Below are 19,231 nucleotides of genomic sequence, written 5' to 3'. Positions count from 1 at the left end.
GAATTCGGGGCCGCCCGTTTTTGTGTAGCCCCAAGAGATACGGGCATTCCCGCGATCGGGTTCACGCCATCAGCCGCGCCGCGACGGTCGCGCCCAGCTCCCAGCACTTTTCCAGATCCGACTTACTCGGTGGCCCCGAGACGATGACCGGTGCGGCCGCCTGCTCCCAGCCGAGTCCGGTAGTGATGCTCGCCACCGCCCGCTCGGCGCCCTCGGTCCCCTCGTTGCCGTGCAGGTAGTAGCCGAACGGACGGGCGCGGGTGGAATCCAGGCACGGGTAGTAGATCGTGTCGAAGGCGTGCTTGAGCGCACCGGAGATATAGCCGAGGTTGGCCGGTGAGCCCAGCAGGTAGCCGTCGGCGGCCAGCACATCCGGCGCGGTCACCTCGAGCGCCGCGCGCCGGATCACCTCGACGCCTTCGATTTCCGGATCCGTCGCGCCGGAGACGAGCGCCTCGAACATCGCCTGCATATGCGGGGACGGCGTGTGGTGGATGATCAGCAGCCTGGCCACGGGTTCACTCCTCGCGTTCGAGTCGCTCCAGCGCCACGGCGCGGCGCATGACCTCGCGCGCCCTGGTCCGATCGCCCGCGTAGTCGTAGGCGCGGGCCAGCCGGTAGGAGACCCGCCAGTTATCCGGATCCGCCTCCCATTCCTTCTGGACCTGGAGGAACAGCTCGTCGGCCGCGGCGCGTTCGAGGCGGCCGGACGGCCGCTTGGGCAGCTGCGAGATATCGAGCTCTCCGCCCTCCTCGTGCATGCGCCGGGCCAGATGCTGATGCGCGAGCGCCGCGCGGACGGTGACCCACACGATCCAGGCGCCGACGAACGGCAGGATCAGCACACCGAAACCCGCGATGACCCACGAGGTCTCACCGGAGCCGATCAGGAATATCGCCCGCTCGCCGAGCCGGGCGAAATAGACGACCAGCGCGATCACCAGGATCGCGATGAATACCACGATCCGGCGACTGTCCTTGCGGCGCTGCGGATCCGACGCGTCGCCGACCGGCTCCGACACGATCACAGATCCAGGAACGGGTCGAGCCCGACGGTCAGGCCGGGGCGGGCGGCGATCTCGCGCACACCGAGCAGCACGCCGGGGGTGAACGAGGTGCGATCGATGGAATCGTGGCGGATGGTGAGGGTTTCGCCCAGGGTGCCGAACAGCACCTCCTGATGCGCGACCAGTCCGGCGACGCGCACCGAGTGCACGCGCACCCCGTCGACGTCGGCGCCGCGGGCGCCCTCGAGTTCGGTGGTGGTGGCGTCGGGGCTGCGGCCGACGCCTGCCCGCTCCCGCGCCGCCGCGATCAGCCCGGCAGTGCGGTAGGCGGTACCCGAGGGCGCATCGGCCTTGTTCGGGTGATGCAGCTCGATAACCTCGACCGAGTCGAAGAATCGGGCGGCCTGCTCGGCGAACCGCATGGACAGCACCGCGCCGATGGCGAAGTTGGGCGCGATCAGCACGCCGGTCCCCGGCCGGTCCGCGAGCCAGCCGCGCACCTCGTCGAGGCGGGCCGCATCGAAGCCGGTGGTGCCGACGACGGCGTGAATACCGTTCTCCACCAGGAACTTCAGGTTGCCCATCACCACATCGGGGTGGGTGAAGTCGACGACGACCTCGACGTTGTTCGCGGTGAAGGTCTCCAGCGGGTCGTCCTTGTCGACGGTGGCGACCAGTGCCAGATCATCCGCCGCGTCGACCGCGGCACAGATGGCCTGGCCGACCTTGCCCTTCGCACCGAGTACGCCCACCCGGATCGGTCCGGTCACCTTGGTTCTCCTTACCGTCGACAGACAACTGCGCCGAGCCTACTGCGCTCGCGCACACCGTGGACCTGCGGCAGGGGGCGCGGCATCGCGCATGATCCAGGACACATCGCTGAATGCGCATATTTACGTAGCAGCAAGAGTAAGGCTACCCTCGCCTGGTGACTTCGATTCGCGTGCGGGCGACGGCCTTCCTCGACGATTGTGCCAGCAGAGAACTCGTTGCGGGGCAGCATCATTGGCGCTATTTCCGGGGCGGCGAAGGCGATCCGGTGCTGCTGCTCAGCGGCGGGGCCGGTATCGGGATCAGCTGGCTCGATCTGACACCGGCGCTGCTGCCCCACCATCGCGTCCTCGCGCCCGACTATCCGGCGACCGTGGCGAGGACCGCCGAACTCGTCGACGGGCTCGTCGCGATGCTCGACGCGGAAGGGGTGGAGCGCGCGCACGTGGTCGGCCAGTCGGCGGGTGGTATGTACGCCGAGTTGCTGAGTCGCCGTGTGCCGGAACGCATCCGGTCGCTGACGTTGACCAGCACCGGCCTGTACGGCCCGGCGGACGTCGACCGGTTGCGCATGCGCGTCGACACCACCCTGGCCACGCCGTGGGAGCAGACACGGGAAGCCGTGCGCACCGCCCTGCGCGCCGCGTGGCAGCACTCCGAGGACGCGGAATTCTGGATCGAGCAGGTGGAGGCGGCCACCGCCGCCGGTGGCCGCGAGGGTTCGGCGAACTCCTATCGACTGCTGCTCGAAATCGCCCGCGGCGTCGAAGAACTCCTGTCGGAACCGGCGTGGCCCGGCCCGACGCTGCTGGTCAAGGCCGAAGACGATCCACTGATCACTACCACCCACACCGATCGCCTGCGCACCGCCCACCCTGCGGCCGAGTTCCGCTCCTTCCCCGACGGTGGCCATTCCCTGCTGCTGAGCCGCCCCGCCGACTACATCGCCGCGGTGACGGAATTCCTCAGCAGGACATAGTCATTCACTCCACGGACAGATAGTCGGCACGCCCGTCGCGACGAAACCCCCTGGATCGCGGGTAACCACGGCGAGCCCGTGCGCATCGGCGGTGGCGGCGATCAGGCCGTCCACCGGGTCGACGGGCTGCCCGAGCGCATCGGCCCGGTCACGTACCCGCCCCCATGCCTGGACTATGTCGAGGTCCACCTCGAGGAGCCGATCCCCGAACCGGTCGACCACCTGGTCGGCAAGCCATTCGGTCAATCGGGTCTTGCGCCGGCCATCCGGCAACCGCTCGACACCGCGGCGCATCTCCCCGATCGTGATCACGCTCAAGAACAGCTGCTCCTCATCCGCCGTGTGCAGCCACTCCATCAATCCGAGATTCGGCCGCGGGGTGGTCCATTCCGAGATCGTGGTGGTGTCCAGCAGATAACCCGATTGCCACGGCGCGGGCGTGGTCACAGGATCACGTCACGATGCGCGGAATCCCGCCGCTCGTGCTCCACCACCACACCCGAATCCCGCAGCGGCGACTCGGCGAGAAATTCGGCGAGACTGCCCTTGCGCTCGTTCCGCCGCCGCCACTCCTCGATCGGCACGACGATGGCGACCTCGCGGCCATGCTTACTGATCACCTGCGGCCCCTCCCGTTCCACCTTGTCGATCAGTTCGGACAGTCTGGCCTTGGCATCGGCGAGCGGCCACGCGATATCGAACTGCACCCGGTCACGCTCGGTTCGCTTCCGTGCCATCGCCGCCGCTCCAACTATTTTGACCATTCTGGTCAGTTCAGGATAGCCCCGGGGCCACGCGCCCACCAGGTTTTCGGCCACCTGATCAGTCGAAGACGATCACCTGGCGCAGTGCGTGCCCGGCCGCCAATTCATCCATCGCGTGGTTGATTTCGTCGAGTCCGATATGCGCGGAGACCAGCCGCTCGACCGGCAGCCGCCCGTCACGCCACATCCGCACGTACTCCGGAATATCGCGGGACGGCACCGCCGAACCGAGGTAGCTGCCGACGATCGATCGGCCCTGCGCCACCAGCGCGAGCGGTGAAATACTGGCCCGCGCATCGGGTGCGGGCAGGCCGACGGTCACCGTGGTGCCGCCCGCGGCCGTCGCGGCGACGGCGGTTTCGAAAGCGCGGATATTGCCCGCCGCCTCGACGACCACCTCGGCCTGCACGCCGTACTCCGCGACCTCGGCCGGGGTGTAGGCGGCGGTGGCGCCGAGTTCCCTTGCCAGGGTGAGCTTTTCCGGCACGGTGTCCACGGCGATCACCGCTTTGCCGCCCAGCGAGACCGCGACGAGCAGCGCCGCCATGCCGACACCGCCGAGCCCGACCACCATGACCCGGTCCTCCGGTCCCGGTTTCGCCGAATTCAGCAGTGCCCCACCGCCGGTCAGCACCGCACAGCCGAGGACGGCGGCCACCTCCGGCGGCACGTCGTCCTCGACCGGCACCACCGAGCGGCGATCGACCACCGCGTGCGTGGCGAACGCGGACACGCCGAGATGGTGGTGCACCTCCGCGCCGTCCCGATGCAGACGCCGCCCGCCGTTCAGCAGTTCGCCCGCGTTGTTGGCGATACTGCCCGGGGTGCACGGCGTCCGGCCGTCGCTGGCGCAGCCCGCGCATTCACCGCAACGCGGCAGGAATGTCATCACCACCCGCTGCCCCACCGCGAGATCGGAATCGCCCGGCCCGATCGCCTCGATCCGGCCCGCCGCCTCGTGGCCGAGCAGCATCGGCACCGGCCGCACTCGATTGCCGTCCACCACCGACAGATCCGAATGGCACAGCCCCGCCGCCTCGATGCGCACCAGCAGCTCACCCGGCCCCGGCGCGCCCAACTCCAGCTCGCACACGGTGATCGGCGCCGATTCGGCAAATGGCACGGGCGCCGCGATCCGTTCCAGGACCGCCCCACGAATCCTCATATTCGGAGACGGTACCCGAAGTATGGCCCCCATCACTGGGGCTGGCAGACCCGGCGATCGCTCGCTAATCTCGGTTCGGAGTGGCGGTGCTCCCGTTGGCCGACTTGTACCGGTCCGGGGTCGGGGCCGTCACGATATGAGGAGAAATCCACTGTCAGTACAGTTCAATCACACAATCGTCGGTTGCAAGGACCATCGAGTAACCGCCGAATTCTGGTCGGACATTCTGGGATCGGCGCTCGGCGCCGAATGGGGACATTTCATCCCGCTCAACACCGGTAACGGAGTCACCTTCGATTTCGCGAACGTGCCGTCGTTCATCACCGAGATCCAGCCCCAGCATTACGCCTTCCTCGTTTCCGAGGAGGAGTTCGACGCGGCCTACGCCAAAATCCGGCGCTACAAACTGGATTACTGGGCCGACCCCCGCAAGCAGGGGGTCAACGAGATCAATCACAACGACGGCGGGCGCGGGATCTACTTCGAAGATCCCAACGGCCACTATCTGGAATTGATCACCGTGCCCTACGGCGGCTGGCCGAGCTGATAGAACGGAGGCGGTGTCCCTCGGGGCGCCGCCTCCTCCCGCTCATCGTTTCCCATCGGTGGGCGTCGGCGGCCACGGGTTGGGTTTGACGTTGGTCGGTTTGCGCACCGGGTTGTCGTCCCAGTCGAAACGCGTGCCCACCCAGGCCTTCGGGCTGTCGAAACGCACCTCGTTGGCGTTGAAACGTGCGTGCGCGAAGGAGATATCGCCGAAGAAGTCGGCCTCGGAGAATTCGGTCATGCGCCCGGCGAGCGTGGTGCGGGCGAAGGTCAGCGCGCCGTGGAATTCGGCACGGCGGAAATCTATTTCGCGAGTGCCCTTGCCGCGCAGGCGAACCGGCGTGCCGAGTTTGGCCTCGTCGAAGGTGGTCGTCGTCGCGTAGAACTGGGCGCCCGCGAAGCTGAGGTGGGTACCGGAGACCTCGGCGGTGTTGAAGGTGATGTGCTCGCCGTCGAGCGTGGCCTTCTCGAACGAAGTACGGTCGGCGCGGAACTTGGTCTCCACGAACGAGGTTCGCGGGCCGAGGAACTTGGTGCCGGTGAAGCTGGTGCGCGGGCCGCGGAAGGTCGCCTGCTCGAACGAGACGGAGCTCTCGAAGCGGACATCGTCGAACATGATGCCCGAATCCCACGGCGCCGCTTTGTCCGGCCGGGTCGTACCGAATTCGGCCCGTTCGAAGGAGGTGGTGCCGTCGCGGAACGTCGCCGCACGGAAGGTGATGTGCGGTCCGAGGAACGCCGCGTTGTCGAACCAGGTGGGCCCGAGGAACGTCGCGCGGGTGAACGAGGTGGACGGACCGGCGAACACCGCGTGCCGGAAATCGGCCTGCTCCAGTACCGCGCCCTCGAGGTTGAACACATAGCCCGACCACGACGCGTCCGCGCCGCGCCGCACACGCGCGCCGAGGACGCGGACGATGGTGCGGCGCACCTCGCCGTCGTCCTGCCGCAGTCGGTAGACCCGTTCGACCTTCGCGCCGCCCTCCTCGATCGACTCCGACCGGGAGACAAGGTGATTGGCGCCGTCGCCGGGCTCATAGGGCAGGCGCAGATATCCGCAGAGCACGTCGATGCACTGCTGCCTGCGGCTCGGCGCGGAGAATTCGTCGGCGACACCGGCCAGCGCGTAGACACCGGCGATGCGCACGGCCACGTCGGTATCGCCGAGTTGTCTCGACGCCGCACCGAACAGGTCGGCGAACCGCCCGCGTTCCAGATCCCACTGCCGCCGGTAGGCGACCACCAGGACGACCGCGCCACCGACGACCGCGGCCACCGCGAGCGCGATCTTGGTGAGATCGACCTGATTCGGCGTTTCCGCCTTCGCGCCGAACGCCCACCACAGCAGCCACCAGGTGAGTCCCGCGATCGCCAGCCCGCCGAGCACCGCGGTGAGCACCGCGAGCAGCAGTGCCGCGCGGTGCAGCCGGTCGCCCAACCTCCCCCATCGCATGAGCGCATGGTAGCCGGATTGTCGCTCGCCCACTACCGGACAAGATCGGCTATGTCTGCGCCCCTTACGTTTTCAGATGTCCGCTACGCGTACCGCCGCCCGCGCTCCGGCCGTGCGCGGTCCATGGGCGGACTTCATCCGGCTGCGCCTGTTATGCGTCGAGCGAGATCAGCATCTCGACCTCGATCAGCGACTCGTCGCGCGGCATCGCCTTGCGCCGTCCGGTCCTTGCGAAACCGTGGCGCAGATAGAGCTTCTCGGCGGGGACGTTCCCGTCCAGCACCCACAGGCCCATCCGCGGGTGCCCCTCGCCGGTGGCCCAGGCGAGCACCTGCTCGACGAGCCGATCGCTCGCGCCCGTCCCCCGCGCCTCCGGCGACACCCACATCGAGATCAGCTCAGGCAGTGTCGGATCCTCGTCGAAGAACATCCCGCCCGCCGTCCCCACCGGGACGCCGTCGAGCAGCGCCACGAACAGCACCCGATCCTCGAACTTGTTCCGCCACTGCGCCTCGGTTCGCTGCACCGCCTCCTCGTAGGTGAGGACCGCCGCGTAGGGCGCCGCTAGCAAACACTCCAGCAGCAGATCGCGAAATACTTCCCAATCGTCGGGCACCAGCCGCCGCACAGTGATCATCAGCCCATGCTCGACCAAGATCTGTAGCCGCGCAAAGGATTAACGCACGCGCAGCGAGATATCGGCGCGAGCGCTCACCGCCGTTCGGATCACGACGGCGGCGAACGGTCCATGGCGCGGCAGACGTCTACCGCCGGCCATGTACCGCTCAACCGGAATCACGCCTGCTGACGCGCCGCCTCCTGGTTGCGCCGCACACCCAGACCGGCGGCGAGCAGGCAGGCGAGAGCGACGACGGCGACGAACCAGGGGAAGACCGTGGTCAGGCCCCAGGTGGTGGCCGCCCAGCCCGCGACGATGGTGGGCAGCGCCATGGCCGAATAGGCCAGCAGGTAGTACGCCGACATGGTCTCGCCCCGCTTGTGTTGCGGCACAACCTCGGACAGGTGGCGCAGCGATCCGCCGAAGCCGAGCCCGAAGGTACCGCCGAGCAGCACACCCGCCGCAAGCACGGCCACCCAGTTGTGGGTCGCCAACGCGGGCACCGTCAGCACCAGGGCGATCGCCATACCGGTGTCGCCGATGATCGCCGCACGCCTGGCCGGGACACCGGTGGCGAAGAACTGCACGATGGCGCCGGACGTCGCGACGGAGGCCACTACCGCACCACCGAAGACGAGGTTGTGGATGCCGGTCTGCTGCGAGGCCAGCGACGGGTACAGCGAAAGCAGCACACCGAGCACCGACCACGCCGCCATCACGCCGAGCGCCGAGAACCAGAAGTCACCACGAATCTCTTGCGGCACCGACGGTTTCGCGATCCGGATGCGTCCGGAGACCCGCGCGGTGTGCGGTTCACGCAGCGCGACGACGCCCACCCCGATCAGCAGGCACGCCACGGTGATCACCACATACGGCGTGCGCAGCGGATGCGGCGCGTACTGCGCGAGCAGCGCCGAACCCAGAATCGCCACGGCCATACCGACATTGAAGGCCACGCCGCTGAGCTGGCCGGAGCGCGCGCCGTGTTTGGGTCGCATATCGAGCAGTGCCGCCGCACCGGCGACCACCATCGAGCCGACCGCCAAGCCGTGCAGGGCGCGGGCGATCAGCAGCATCACGACATTCTCGGCGAACAGGAACACCACAAGACCCGCGATCATCGTGACGATCGCGCCGAGCAGCACGGGCTTGCGCCCCACCACATCCGAGATCCGCCCGGACACCAGCACCGCGGCCAGTGCCGCGAAGGCGTACACCGCGAAGACGAAGGTCGTCGTGAGTGGCGAGAAATGCCAGACCTTTTGATACATCCCGTACAGCGGGGCGGGCGCACCGGAGACGCCGAGTGCCACACCGCTCGCGGCAAGCACCAGCGCGTAGGCCCACGGTTGTACTGTCCGTTCCTCGGTGACCACCGCTGTTGCCGCCGTCATCGCCGCTCCCATCAGGTAAGTTTGATGTTGATCGAACCTTGTCGACCCTACAGGCGGTACGATGATCATCAAACCCCCGAGTGAGGTAGATCATGACCGAAACTAAAGAAGCGGTGGTAGAGACGTCGAACCCGGTGGCGCCGCTGCCGGTGGTGCTCGGCGCGTTGCAGGACCCGATTCGCCTGGAAATGGTGCGCAGGCTCAGCAACTCCGGCACCGCCATGCGCTGCAGCGCTCTCTACGAGGTGATCAACAAGTCCACCGCCACCCACCACTTCAAGATCCTGCGCGAAGCCGGGGTGATCGAACGCCTCACCATCGACGGGCTGATTCACCTGCGCCTGCGCGCCGACGCCATGGACACCGCCCTGCCCGGCGTTCTCCCCGCCATCATCGAGGCCGCCAATCGCTCCTACCATCCCTGACACGCGCGGCAACCTGGCGCGCGGCGACGGCGGGACTGCGCTCGACAGACAGCCAACGGCCCGGCGGCGTGGCGGAAATGGCAGCTCGGCGGGGATCGGGCGAAAGGGCACCCGCCCGCACGGTGGTCGACCGATGCTCAACGACCGGGCGAGACAGGGGTGGCCGACGGCGGGGCGGGTGGGTGGAGTGCGGGCGGCGGGAGGTGGAGGCTCGGCGCCGTGGGGAGCGGGCGGAAGGTGGGCGGCGCGGGCACGGTCAGGGTGGTGCCTCGCACCTGATCCGTCACCAGATGCTCTGCGCCCCACCAGATCGCGACGGATACCAGCGCGACCACGGGGAGCAGGAATACCGTCCACATGAGGTCCCGCTTCAGCACGCCGATGATCATCACCTCCAGCGCGAGGGTGACCACGACGACGCCGACGATCGCCACGAATGCCGCGAACCCGATCGGCTGCCGCGCCCAATGCCGCAGCGCCGCGAGGATGCCCGCGAGGATCAGGCCACCGATAACGATCAGGACCGCGCTCAGCAGCGCGAAATCCTCGGCCGCGGACCGGTCGACCTCCTCGTCGCCGCGCCGTACCCAGGCCAGCAACAACAGCAGATGCGCCAGCCCTGCGCCGATCGCGGCGACGAACAGCAGCAGGTAACCGCCGCGCACCAGCGAGGCCAGCTCCGAACGCAACGTCACCGCCCCGAGGTCGACCAGCACGCTGGCGAGCACCAGGACGATCATCCCGAGCAGCGCCGCGGGCCGCCGCAGCACCCGCGCCCGCAGATATCCGGGCGGCAGCTGCGGGCGCAACCTGCGGAACACACGGAACCAGGCCACCGGAATGATCCAGAACAGCACGGGCGTCACCACCCGCAGCACACCGGGCCCGAGCCACATCGACACCACCGCGACGGTCGCGGCGAAGAACCACACCCACGCCGCGAGCCGCAACAGCGCCCGCCACATGATCTCGGCGAGCAGCCTGCGTGCCTTACGATGCCCCGGCCTGGCGCTGAGCAATCCGCGCAGCGTGTCGACCGCCCTGATCCGCGAATCGGCCGACGCGAGTTCGAAATCCAGCCGCGCCCGTGTCTGCAGCAAGTCCTCGTGCGCCGGATCCACCGCGAGCCCGGCCGCGACATGGCGCTCCGCCCCCTCGCGATCATGCATCCGCCAATAGGTTTCGGCCGCATGCGCGTGCATCCCCGCGCTCTCGGGTGCGAGCGTCGCCGCGCGCTCCAATGCCGCCCGCGCCTCCGGGCGCGCATCGGTCTTCGGCGATTCGGCGATGATCCTGGCCAGGATCAACGGCTCCCGAACCCCGCTCGGCTCCAGCGAAACAGCAAGCCGCGCATGCCTTATCGCATCCTCGTACTGCCCACGCGCGTCGTAGACCAGCGCGACGGTCAGGTGCGCGTCGGCCCGATCCGGCGACGCCGCGATGGCCGCCCCCGCGAACCGCATCGCCTCGTCGAGATCCTCCAGCTGCAGCGCGATATCCCCGATCCGCTCGAGCAATCGCGCATCCTCCGGCGCCGCGAGCAACTGCTCCCCGAGAATCCGCCGGGCCTCTCCCAGCCGCCCCAGCCTCTCGGCGACTTCCGCCCGCTCGAGCGCGGCCTCGACCTCGATACTCGGCACAGCCACCCCCAAACCATTACGCAAGAACATCTCGCCGAACGAGCGAATGCGCCGATGATATCCGGACGGCGGTCAGGGGAAATGTGCGGCTAATGCCAGCCGAGGAAGATGCTGCCCAGGCCGATGACGGCGGCGACAGCCAGCACGAAGGGAACAGCGACGATACCGAGCAGAATGTCGTTCGGATTCATTACAGAAGGTCCTCCCGTCGAATGAACAGCTACATTCCAGTTATCTCAACAGGCCGGTCGACCGTTTCACTACCCACCGGTCGGCGCATAGTGAGTCACATCACAGCCGCTGGAGCTCGTCGGCGCACGTCGCGGCGACGCGGCACGCGATGGTTATCGCTCGCGCGGCGGCCACCGGCGGCGGCCGTCGCCGTGGCCAGGCCGGGAGCCGAGCAGTCCGCGCAGGATGTCGATGACGCCCGTCCGGTTGCCCACCTTGCCGCCGTGGAATTCCCACAGCACGCGCAACCGCAGCAGATCCTGGTTCGCCGGATCGATCGCCAAACCCGCCTCGACGTGCCCGCGGGCCCGCTTGGGTTCGTCGAGCCGCCAATAGATTTCGGCCGCGCGCGCGTGGGCTGCCGCATTCGCCGGGGCCAGGCCGACGGCGTGTTCGAGCGCGGCCCGTGCCTCGCCACGCAGCGCCTTCGTCACCGGCCCCTCGGCGATCACCTTGGCCAGCGTGAGCGTCCCGCTGATGTCGTAGGGATCCAGTGCCGCACCGTGGCGGGCATGCCGCAGCGCGTCCTCGTGTAATCCCCACGCGCAGTAGACGAGTGCCGCCGTGAGGTGCGGATCCCCTCGATGCGGCGCCGCGGCGATGGCCGCCCCCGCGAACCGCAGCGCCTCGTCCCCGTCACCGAGCCGATAAGCGATATCCCCGAGCTTCTCCAGCAGCACCGCCTCCCCCGGCGCCGCGACCAGCGCCTCCATCAGCACCTGCCGCGCCTCATCGAGCCGCCCCGACTCCTCCGCGATCCGCACCCGCTCGATCGCGAACTCGACCACGCCCATCTCGCCCCCTACTCAACACACCCGACCCCGGCCGAGCGAGTGCGCCGATGATATCCGGACACGCCACCGACCCGGACCGAATACCGTCCGCACCGTCACCACATGCCACCTCCCGCGCCCGAGCACAGTCGAATGGCGCGCAACTCCCTTCGCCAGCCGATCATCGAGCGCAGTCAAATGGCCGTCCATTGCGTTGTGTCGCAGGGCCATTCGACTGCGCTCGACGAGTTCGTGCTATCGGGGCTGCTCGGCGGAGGGGTTATTCGTTGACGAGGCGGCGGACCGCGGTGGGGAGTTCTCGGGTGCGGCGGTAGGGGCCGGTGACCGAGGCGGCGAAGGGGCGGGAGAGGAGTTGGCGGGCGATCGCGGTGACCTCGTCGGTGGTGACCGAGTCGATGCGGGTGAGGGTTTCGGAGACGCTGCGATGGTTGCCGTAGGACAGTTCGCTGCGGCCGATCCGGTTCATCCTGGAGGCCGAATCCTCCAGGCCGAGTACGAGTCCGCCGCGCAGCGAGCCCTTGGCGCGCGCGCATTCGGCGTCGGTGATGCCGTTGGCGGCCACCTCTTCCAGCACGCCCTTCGCCAAGGACGCCACCTTGCCGAGGTTCTCCGGCTGACAGCCGATATAGACGGAGAACGCACCGGTATCGGCGAAGGTGTCCACGCTGGAGTACACCGAGTACGCCAGCCCGCGTTCCTCCCGAATGCGTTGGAACAGCCGCGAACTCAGCCCGCCACCGACGACGGTGTTGAGCACCGACAGCGGCCAGCGCCGCTCCCCCTCGTGCCGCCCGAAGGCGCGCACGCCGAAGGCCAGATGCGCCTGTTCGCTGTCGCGGTGGCTCCAATGCAGTTCCGGTACGCCCTGCGGCCGGAACCGGCCCTCGCGCCGCGGCGCGGGTGCGGCGGCCGGATCGAGCCGGTCGGCGAACGCGCGATGCACCAGTTCCACGGTGTGCTCGTGTTCGACATTGCCCGCGACCGCGACGACCATCCGGTCCGGCCGGTAGCGGCGGGTGTGGAAGCCGCGCAGCTGCGCGGCCTGCATCGCCTCAATGGATTCGATGGAGCCGATCACCGGCCGCCCGATCGGATGATCGCCGAACAGCGCGGTGAGGAAGGCGTCGCCGACGAGATCCTCGGGATCGTCGTCGCGCATGGCGATTTCCTCGAGCACCACCTGACGCTCCACCGCCACGTCGGCGGCCCGGCACAGCCCGTTGAGCACCACATCGGAGACCATGTCGACGGCGAGCGGCAGATCCTCGTCGAGGACGTGCGCGTAGTAGCAGGTCTGTTCCTTCGCGGTGAACGCGTTGAGTTCACCACCGACGGCGTCCATCGCCTGCGCGATGTCCAGCGCCGACCTGGTCGGCGTCGCCTTGAACAGCAAGTGCTCCAGGAAGTGTGCCGCACCCGCGACGGAGGGTCCCTCATCGCGCGAGCCGACCCCGACCCAGACGCCGATCGAGGCCGAGCGCACCCCGGGCACATGCTCGGTGACCACCCGCAATCCGCCGGGTAGCACCGTGCGCCGCACTCCGGCGTCGGTGGTGCGCGAGTGTTCGGTCCGGAGGGTGAGTGACGAACCCCCCTGCCCGTCGCGGAGCAGAGGGGTTGCCGTCTTCTTCTTCGTCACAGAGACAAGTACTACTCGGTCCCCGCCGCGGCCGCATCAACGGTGTCGGCTTCGGCCGGCTCTTCGGCGTTCTCCTCGACCGGAACCAGCGAGATCTTGCCGCGGTTGTCGATATCGGCGATCTCCACGCGCAGCTTGTCGCCGACGTTCACCACGTCCTCGACCTTGGCGACGCGCTTGCCGTTGCCCAGCTTGGAGATGTGCACCAGGCCGTCGCGGCCCGGCAGCAGCGAGACGAACGCGCCGAAGGCAGTGGTCTTGACGACCGTGCCCAGGAAGCGCTCGCCGACCTTCGGCAGCTGCGGGTTCGCGATGGCGTTGATCTGATCGATCGCCGCCTGCGCCGCGGGGCCGTTGGTCGCACCGACGTAGACGGTGCCGTCATCTTCGATCGAGATGTTGGCGCCGGTCTCCTCGGTGATCTGGTTGATCACCTTGCCCTTGGGCCCGATGACCTCGCCGATCTTGTCGACCGGGATCTTGATCGCGGTGACGCGCGGCGCGTACTGGCTCATCTCGTCCGGGGTGGCGATGGCCTCGGCCATCACATCCAGGATGGTGGTGCGCGCGTCGTGCGCCTGCGACAGCGCGCCGGCGAGCACCTGCGAGGGGATGCCGTCGAGCTTGGTGTCGAGCTGCAGCGCGGTGACGAACTCACGGGTGCCCGCGACCTTGAAGTCCATGTCGCCGAAGGCATCCTCGGCGCCGAGGATATCGGTCAGCGCGACGTAGCGGACCTCGTCCTCGCCCTTGTCGTTCTTGATGGTGTCCGACACCAGGCCCATGGCGATACCGGCGACCGGGGCCTTCAGCGGCACACCGGCGTTCAGCAGCGACAGGGTCGAGGCGCAGACCGAGCCCATCGAGGTGGAACCGTTGGAGCCCAGCGCTTCCGAGACCTGACGGATGGCGTACGGGAACTCTTCCTGGCTCGGCAGCACCGGCATGAGCGCACGCTCGGCCAGCGCGCCGTGGCCGATCTCGCGGCGCTTCGGCGAGCCGACGCGGCCGGTCTCACCGGTGGAGTACGGCGGGAAGTTGTAGTGGTGCATGTAGCGCTTGGAGGTTTCCGGGCCGAGCGAGTCGACCTGCTGCGCCATCTTCACCATGTCCAGCGTGGTGACGCCCATGATCTGGGTCTCGCCACGCTCGAACAGCGCCGAACCGTGGGCGCGCGGCACCACGGCGACCTCGGCGGACAGCGCGCGGATGTCGGCGAGGCCACGGCCGTCGATGCGGAAGCCGTCGGTCAGGATGCGCTGGCGCACCAGCTTCTTGGTCACCGAGCGGAACGCGGCGCCGAGCTCCTTCTCGCGGCCGGCGAAGTCGTCGCCGAGGCGGGCGAGCACGTCGACCTTGATCTCGTCGATCTTCGACTCGCGCTCCTGCTTGTCCGCGATGCTCAGCGCCTCGCCGAGCTCACGCTTGGCGGTGCCCTCGACGGCCTCGTAGACATCGGCCTCGTACGGCGGGAACAGCGGGAATTCACCGGTCGGCTTGGCGGCCAGCTCGGCGAGATCCTGCTGCGCCTTGCACAGGCGGGCGATGAACGGCTTGGCGGCCTCGAGGCCCTCGGCGACGACGGCCTCGGTCGGCGCCTGCGCGCCGCCCTCGATCAGCGCGATGACCTTGTCGGTGGCCTCGGCCTCGACCATCATGATCGCGACGTCACCGGACTCGACGACGCGGCCAGCGACGACCATGTCGAACACGGCGTCCTCGAGCTGCTCGACGGTCGGGAACGCGACCCACTGGCCCTCGATCAGCGCGACGCGCACGCCGCCGACCGGGCCGGAGAACGGCAGGCCCGCGATCTGGGTGGACGCGGACGCGGCGTTGATCGCCACCACGTCGTACAGGTCCTTCGGATCCAGCGACAGCACGGTGACCACAACCTGGATCTCGTTGCGCAGGCCGTCGACGAACGACGGGCGCAGCGGACGGTCGATCAAGCGGCAGGTCAGGATCGCGTCGGTGGACGGACGGCCTTCGCGGCGGAAGAACGAGCCGGGGATGCGGCCCGCGGCGTACATCCGCTCCTCGACGTCGACCGTCAGCGGGAAGAAGTCGAACTGGTCCTTGGGCTGCTTGCCCGCGGTGGTGGCCGACAGCAGCATGGTCTCGTCGTCCAGGTAGGCCACGACGGAGCCGGCGGCCTGACGGGCCAGACGGCCGGTCTCGAAGCGGACGGTGCGGGTGCCGTAGCTGCCGTTGTCGATCAGCGCGACGGATTCGAACACGCCGGGCTCGACCTCGACGGCCGAGGACTTGCGTTCAGTTGTTTCGGTCATTCTCTTCTCTCAACCTCTCGTCTTCGCCGGATCCAGCGCACTGGGAGCGCGATCCGGCTATTTGTCAGCCGTCCCGGGTACGGACGCGCGGCAACCCTCCTGGCTGCGGCACGCACACCCGGCCGATTTCCCCTTGGAAACGGCGACGCGGAGGCGGTCATCGATCGAAGCCCGTCGGATTGCCGAGGGGCCACTACCGAAGACCGACGCCACGCGGACGGGTGCGTACGGCTGTGCATTGTTGTCGTGTGAAAAGGCGGCCGACCATGGCTCCACCCCTCATACACAAATAGCCAACGGGGAGATTGTACTTCTCCCCGTTGGCCGGTTCTCCGGCTACCTCGGGTAACCGGTGTGTCGAGCTGTCAGCGGCGCAGGCCGAGACGCTCGATGAGCGAACGGTAACGCTCGATGTCGTTGGCCTGCAGGTACTTCGAGAGCCGACGACGACGACCGATCAGCGCCAGGAGACCGTGGCGGGTGTGGTGGTCGTGCTTGTGCACCTTCAGGTGCTCGGTCAGGTCCGAGATACGCTTGGACAGCAGCGCGATCTGCGCCTCCGGCGAGCCGGTGTCCTTCTCGTGCAGGCCGTATTCCTTGAGGATGGCCGACTTCTGCTCGGTGGTCAGCGCCATGAGGCATCCACTCCCATTTTTCAGTGCCGCGCTCGAATTTCCGGTTACCCGGGTGTGGGTGCCGCCGCGGACCGCAGCAAACCCGAGGATCCACCTTACCGGACCCGCACCGTCAAACCGAATCGCCCTACGCCTACTCAGCACGCAACCACAACAGCGCGAGTCTTACGAGCGCCGTTCGCGCCGCAGGCGCGGCAAATCAAACACTGAGCATCTTGCGCGCGGTTTCGACGTCGCGGCCCATGGCCTCGATGAGCTCGTCGAGCGAGTCGAATTTGGTCATGCCGCGGACGTGTTCGACGAAGTCCACCGCGACATGCTGGCCGTACAGATCGGCCTCGCCGTCGAGGACGTAGGCCTCGACGGTGCGGGCGCGGCCGGAGAAGGTCGGGTTGGTGCCGACGGAGATGGCGGCCATGGCGCGCTCACCAGGGGTGACGGTGCCGATGGTCGGGCCTGGCCCGAGCACGGTGAACCAGCCCGCGTACACACCGTCGGCCGGGATCGCGGCGTGCATCGGCGGCGCGACGTTCGCGGTGGGGAAACCGAGCTGGCGCCCGCGCCCGTCGCCGTGCACCACCACGCCCTCGACGCGATGCGGGCGGCCGAGCGCGTCCGCCGCGGCGGCCATATCGCCCGCGTCGACGCAGGCGCGGATGTAGGTGGAGGAGAAGGTCACCGCGTGCTCGCCGACCAGCTTCACGCCGTCGACCTCGAACCCGAAGCGGGAGCCGAGCTCACGCATGGTGTCCACGGTGCCCGCGGCCTTCTTGCCGAAGGTGAAGTTGTCGCCGACCACCACCTCGGCCACGTGCAAGCGCTCGACGAGCAGGTCGTGCACGTAGCGCTGCGGGGTCAGCTTCATGAAGTCCTGGGTGAACGGCATGACGCAGAACACGTCGACACCGAGTTCCTCGGCCAGTTCCGCGCGGCGGGTCAGCGTGGTCAGCTGCGCCGGGTGCGCACCGGGGCGCACCACTTCCATCGGATGCGGGTCGAAGGTCATCAGCACCGCCGGAACACCCCGTGCCGCAGCGGACTTCACGGCCCGGCTGATCAGCTGCGCGTGACCGCGGTGGATGCCGTCGAATACGCCGATCGTGAGCACACAACGCCCCCAGTCCGCGGGCACCTCGTCCAGACCTCGCCATCTCTGCACAGTCCGCAGCCTACGCAAATGAGGTGGCGAACAGTATTCGGGCATGCGGATGTCACACAACGCTTCGCCTGCCGTATACCCCCGATGAATCCCGCGTTAGAGATGCGTGCCGGGATGTGTGAATCAGTGCTGATGTGCATAAGCTCGGGTATGTGCCCGGTAAACGAGACATCGCCACCCGACGCGAACTGGAGACCACGCAGGGCAGCACCGCGACGATAGCCCCTGAGCTCTCCTCGGTCGCTCAGGACTATCTGAAGGTCATCTGGACCGCCCAGGAATGGTCGCAGGAGAAGGTGTCGACCAAACTGCTCGCCGAACGGATCGGCGTCTCCGCATCCACCGTCTCCGAGGCCGTGCGCAAGCTCGCCGATCAGGGCCTGGTCGAACATGCCCGCTACGGTTCGATCACCCTCACCGAGCACGGCCGCCGCGCCGCGATCGCGATGGTGCGCAGGCACCGGCTGATCGAAACCTTCCTGGTCAACGAGCTCGGCTACGGCTGGGACGAGGTGCACGACGAGGCCGAGGTGCTCGAGCACGCGGTGTCGGAACTACTGATGGCCCGCATCGACGCCAAACTCGGCTACCCCGACCGTGATCCGCACGGCGACCCCATCCCGTCGGTCGACGGCGCGGTGCCGACACCGCCCGCGCGCCAGCTGAGCGATTTCACCGCGGGGCAATCCGGCAGGGTGGCAAGGATTTCCGACTCCGACCCGGACATGCTGCGCTACTTCGATTCGGTCGGCATCGCACTGGACACCTCGATCGCCGTGGTCGAGCGCCGCGACTTCGCGGGCACCATCGCCGTCCGCATCGACGACGCCGCGGCCCCGATCGACCTCGGCCGCCCCGCCGCCGAGGCCATCTGGCTCACCGCCTGAATCAGCACGGATAGAAGTACGGGTGCAGGCGCTGGGGCGCGCCGTCGGCGATGGCGCGGTCCCAGCAGGTGGTGTGCGGGGTGAAGGTGTAGGTGGTCCAGCCGTCGGTGGGCGTGCGGCGGATGACGCGCTGGGTATCGCCGGGCAGGTCCCAGGCGATGACCGCCCAGTGTCCGTCGCATTCGGAGATGGTGGCCCATGCGGCGTCGAACTCGCCGATGATGTTCAGGTCGGCGGCAATGGCCGAAGCGGTGCACAGCGGCGGCGTCGCGACGTCGTGGAAGCGCAGCACCCCCACTTCGCGGCGGCCGAATCCGGTCAGGAACAGGCTGTCCGGATTGTCCGGCAGCGGCACCAGTCCGGGTGGCGGCGCCATACCGATGCGGTAGCAGCCCTCCGGCACGACGAAGGTGGCCATGCCGGTCGCGTCGGTGACACCGTCCTGGCGCAGCGTCTCGATCAGCTCGTCGGCCGGAATCCGTTGCCGCGCAGGGTCACACGGCTGCACCAGATCGAGGAACACCGGAACGTCCGGCACCGCGAGCCCGGCGAGGGTGCGGGTACGGATGGTCACCGACCCGATCCCCATGCCCGGCGGCGGCGCCGGCGGCGCGGTGAACGTCGGCGTGGTCGGGCCGACGCTGACCCCCGCGGCGGCCGCCACCGCCTTGTCCGTGCCCGACGATCCGCCGGCCGCACAGGCCGTCACCATCGCCACGGCAGCCAAACCCGCTGCCACCTGGCTGATCCCGCGTATCCCCATTGCCGCCGGCCTCCTGCAAGCGATTCAACGGTACGCGGAATTCGCCGACCCACCGGCGCTTCGACCGCG

20 protein-coding genes are annotated in these 19,231 nt (G+C 68.4%); 4 read left to right on the top strand and 16 right to left on the bottom strand.

The annotated features are described in order from the left end of the window. Positions 1-61: 61 nt before the first annotated feature. The 3 genes from ACIG5A_RS37375 to dapB are packed head-to-tail and all read right to left on the bottom strand — an operon-like array spanning position 62 to position 1,777. Positions 62-514 carry a flavodoxin family protein gene (locus ACIG5A_RS37375; protein ID WP_397249019.1) on the bottom strand — a complete coding sequence of 151 codons (453 nt, stop codon included), beginning with the start codon at positions 512-514 and terminating at the stop codon, positions 62-64. A gap of 4 nt (positions 515-518) precedes the next feature. Then, positions 519-1,022 (bottom strand): hypothetical protein, encoded by a 504-nt coding sequence (locus ACIG5A_RS37370; protein ID WP_397249017.1) that lies wholly within the window; start codon positions 1,020-1,022, stop codon positions 519-521. 2 nt (positions 1,023-1,024) lie between these two features. Then, positions 1,025-1,777: a 4-hydroxy-tetrahydrodipicolinate reductase gene (gene dapB, locus ACIG5A_RS37365; protein WP_397249015.1), complete on the bottom strand. Its 753-nt coding sequence runs from the start codon at positions 1,775-1,777 to the stop codon at positions 1,025-1,027. Positions 1,778-1,935: 158 nt separating this feature from the next. Between dapB and ACIG5A_RS37360 the strand changes: the two genes are divergently transcribed. After that, positions 1,936-2,757, top strand: coding sequence for an alpha/beta fold hydrolase (locus ACIG5A_RS37360; protein ID WP_397249013.1), 822 nt, complete (start codon positions 1,936-1,938; stop codon positions 2,755-2,757). On the opposite strand, the gene ACIG5A_RS37355 is transcribed toward ACIG5A_RS37360, so the two are convergent. The 3 genes from ACIG5A_RS37355 to ACIG5A_RS37345 are packed head-to-tail and all read right to left on the bottom strand — an operon-like array spanning position 2,758 to position 4,686. Further along, the gene (locus tag ACIG5A_RS37355) at positions 2,758-3,204 is read right to left on the bottom strand and encodes a type II toxin-antitoxin system VapC family toxin (RefSeq protein WP_397249011.1); all 447 of its coding nucleotides are present in this window, start codon (positions 3,202-3,204) and stop codon (positions 2,758-2,760) included. Then, positions 3,201-3,575, bottom strand: coding sequence for a type II toxin-antitoxin system Phd/YefM family antitoxin (locus ACIG5A_RS37350; RefSeq protein ID WP_397249009.1), 375 nt, complete (start codon positions 3,573-3,575; stop codon positions 3,201-3,203). The genes ACIG5A_RS37355 and ACIG5A_RS37350 overlap by 4 nt, the downstream gene beginning before the upstream one ends. Positions 3,576-3,579: 4 nt before the next feature. Next, a complete protein-coding gene (locus ACIG5A_RS37345) occupies positions 3,580-4,686 on the bottom strand; it encodes an alcohol dehydrogenase catalytic domain-containing protein (protein WP_397249007.1) in 1,107 nt (368 codons plus the stop codon). Between the two features lie 136 nt (positions 4,687-4,822). Between ACIG5A_RS37345 and ACIG5A_RS37340 the strand changes: the two genes are divergently transcribed. Next, positions 4,823-5,233, top strand: coding sequence for a VOC family protein (locus ACIG5A_RS37340; RefSeq protein WP_397249005.1), 411 nt, complete (start codon positions 4,823-4,825; stop codon positions 5,231-5,233). A gap of 42 nt (positions 5,234-5,275) precedes the next feature. On the opposite strand, the gene ACIG5A_RS37335 is transcribed toward ACIG5A_RS37340, so the two are convergent. From ACIG5A_RS37335 to ACIG5A_RS37325, 3 genes are all read right to left on the bottom strand, one after another. Continuing rightward, complete coding sequence (locus ACIG5A_RS37335) at positions 5,276-6,685, bottom strand: pentapeptide repeat-containing protein (protein ID WP_397249003.1); 1,410 nt, start codon at positions 6,683-6,685, stop codon at positions 5,276-5,278. A gap of 151 nt (positions 6,686-6,836) precedes the next feature. Next, on the bottom strand, positions 6,837-7,322 hold the full coding sequence (locus ACIG5A_RS37330) for a GNAT family N-acetyltransferase (protein ID WP_397249001.1): 486 nt from the start codon (positions 7,320-7,322) through the stop codon (positions 6,837-6,839). Between the two features lie 158 nt (positions 7,323-7,480). Beyond that, on the bottom strand, positions 7,481-8,698 hold the full coding sequence (locus tag ACIG5A_RS37325; protein WP_397248999.1) for an MFS transporter: 1,218 nt from the start codon (positions 8,696-8,698) through the stop codon (positions 7,481-7,483). A 92-nt stretch (positions 8,699-8,790) separates the two neighbouring features. Between ACIG5A_RS37325 and ACIG5A_RS37320 the strand changes: the two genes are divergently transcribed. Beyond that, complete coding sequence (locus ACIG5A_RS37320) at positions 8,791-9,123, top strand: ArsR/SmtB family transcription factor (protein ID WP_397248997.1); 333 nt, start codon at positions 8,791-8,793, stop codon at positions 9,121-9,123. A 137-nt stretch (positions 9,124-9,260) separates the two neighbouring features. Here ACIG5A_RS37320 and ACIG5A_RS37315 read toward each other — a convergent pair whose 3' ends face one another. The 6 genes from ACIG5A_RS37315 to ACIG5A_RS37290 form a co-directional block, all read right to left on the bottom strand. After that, positions 9,261-10,769, bottom strand: coding sequence for a tetratricopeptide repeat protein (locus tag ACIG5A_RS37315; RefSeq protein ID WP_397248995.1), 1,509 nt, complete (start codon positions 10,767-10,769; stop codon positions 9,261-9,263). 338 nt (positions 10,770-11,107) lie between these two features. Then, positions 11,108-11,788, bottom strand: coding sequence for a tetratricopeptide repeat protein (locus ACIG5A_RS37310; protein ID WP_397248993.1), 681 nt, complete (start codon positions 11,786-11,788; stop codon positions 11,108-11,110). A gap of 259 nt (positions 11,789-12,047) precedes the next feature. Next, positions 12,048-13,328 carry a M16 family metallopeptidase gene (locus tag ACIG5A_RS37305; RefSeq protein WP_397249475.1) on the bottom strand — a complete coding sequence of 427 codons (1,281 nt, stop codon included), beginning with the start codon at positions 13,326-13,328 and terminating at the stop codon, positions 12,048-12,050. A gap of 110 nt (positions 13,329-13,438) precedes the next feature. After that, positions 13,439-15,718, bottom strand: a complete 2,280-nt coding sequence (locus tag ACIG5A_RS37300; protein ID WP_397248991.1) for a polyribonucleotide nucleotidyltransferase — start codon at positions 15,716-15,718, stop codon at positions 13,439-13,441. Positions 15,719-16,083: 365 nt separating this feature from the next. Beyond that, positions 16,084-16,353, bottom strand: coding sequence for a 30S ribosomal protein S15 (gene rpsO, locus ACIG5A_RS37295; RefSeq protein ID WP_397248989.1), 270 nt, complete (start codon positions 16,351-16,353; stop codon positions 16,084-16,086). Positions 16,354-16,552: 199 nt separating this feature from the next. After that, a complete protein-coding gene (locus ACIG5A_RS37290; protein WP_397248987.1) occupies positions 16,553-17,512 on the bottom strand; it encodes a bifunctional riboflavin kinase/FAD synthetase in 960 nt (319 codons plus the stop codon). A 188-nt stretch (positions 17,513-17,700) separates the two neighbouring features. On the opposite strand from ACIG5A_RS37290, the gene ACIG5A_RS37285 reads away from it, so the two are divergent. Beyond that, positions 17,701-18,399 carry a metal-dependent transcriptional regulator gene (locus ACIG5A_RS37285; protein ID WP_397249473.1) on the top strand — a complete coding sequence of 233 codons (699 nt, stop codon included), beginning with the start codon at positions 17,701-17,703 and terminating at the stop codon, positions 18,397-18,399. A 1-nt stretch (position 18,400) separates the two neighbouring features. On the opposite strand, the gene ACIG5A_RS37280 is transcribed toward ACIG5A_RS37285, so the two are convergent. Continuing rightward, on the bottom strand, positions 18,401-19,162 hold the full coding sequence (locus ACIG5A_RS37280; protein ID WP_397248985.1) for a hypothetical protein: 762 nt from the start codon (positions 19,160-19,162) through the stop codon (positions 18,401-18,403). Positions 19,163-19,231 lie beyond the last annotated feature (69 nt).

The organism is Nocardia sp. NPDC052566 (genome assembly GCF_044547285.1).
Classification (GTDB): domain Bacteria; phylum Actinomycetota; class Actinomycetes; order Mycobacteriales; family Mycobacteriaceae; genus Nocardia.
This window is presented reverse-complemented; position numbering and strand designations above follow the sequence as displayed.

Excerpts from the sequence above, each read along its gene's own strand:
- ACIG5A_RS37345 (WP_397249007.1), bottom strand. The coding sequence starts at position 4,686 with ATGAGGATTCGTGGGGCGGTCCTGGAACGGATCGCGGCGCCCGTGCCA.
- ACIG5A_RS37340 (WP_397249005.1), top strand. The coding sequence starts at position 4,823 with ATGAGGAGAAATCCACTGTCAGTACAGTTCAATCACACAATCGTCGGT.
- ACIG5A_RS37335 (WP_397249003.1), bottom strand. The coding sequence starts at position 6,685 with ATGCGATGGGGGAGGTTGGGCGACCGGCTGCACCGCGCGGCACTGCTG.
- ACIG5A_RS37330 (WP_397249001.1), bottom strand. The coding sequence starts at position 7,322 with ATGATCACTGTGCGGCGGCTGGTGCCCGACGATTGGGAAGTATTTCGC.
- ACIG5A_RS37325 (WP_397248999.1), bottom strand. The coding sequence starts at position 8,698 with ATGACGGCGGCAACAGCGGTGGTCACCGAGGAACGGACAGTACAACCG.
- ACIG5A_RS37320 (WP_397248997.1), top strand. The coding sequence starts at position 8,791 with ATGACCGAAACTAAAGAAGCGGTGGTAGAGACGTCGAACCCGGTGGCG.
- ACIG5A_RS37310 (WP_397248993.1), bottom strand. The coding sequence starts at position 11,788 with ATGGGCGTGGTCGAGTTCGCGATCGAGCGGGTGCGGATCGCGGAGGAG.
- ACIG5A_RS37300 (WP_397248991.1), bottom strand. The coding sequence starts at position 15,718 with ATGACCGAAACAACTGAACGCAAGTCCTCGGCCGTCGAGGTCGAGCCC.
- rpsO (WP_397248989.1), bottom strand. The coding sequence starts at position 16,353 with ATGGCGCTGACCACCGAGCAGAAGTCGGCCATCCTCAAGGAATACGGC.
- ACIG5A_RS37280 (WP_397248985.1), bottom strand. The coding sequence starts at position 19,162 with ATGGGGATACGCGGGATCAGCCAGGTGGCAGCGGGTTTGGCTGCCGTG.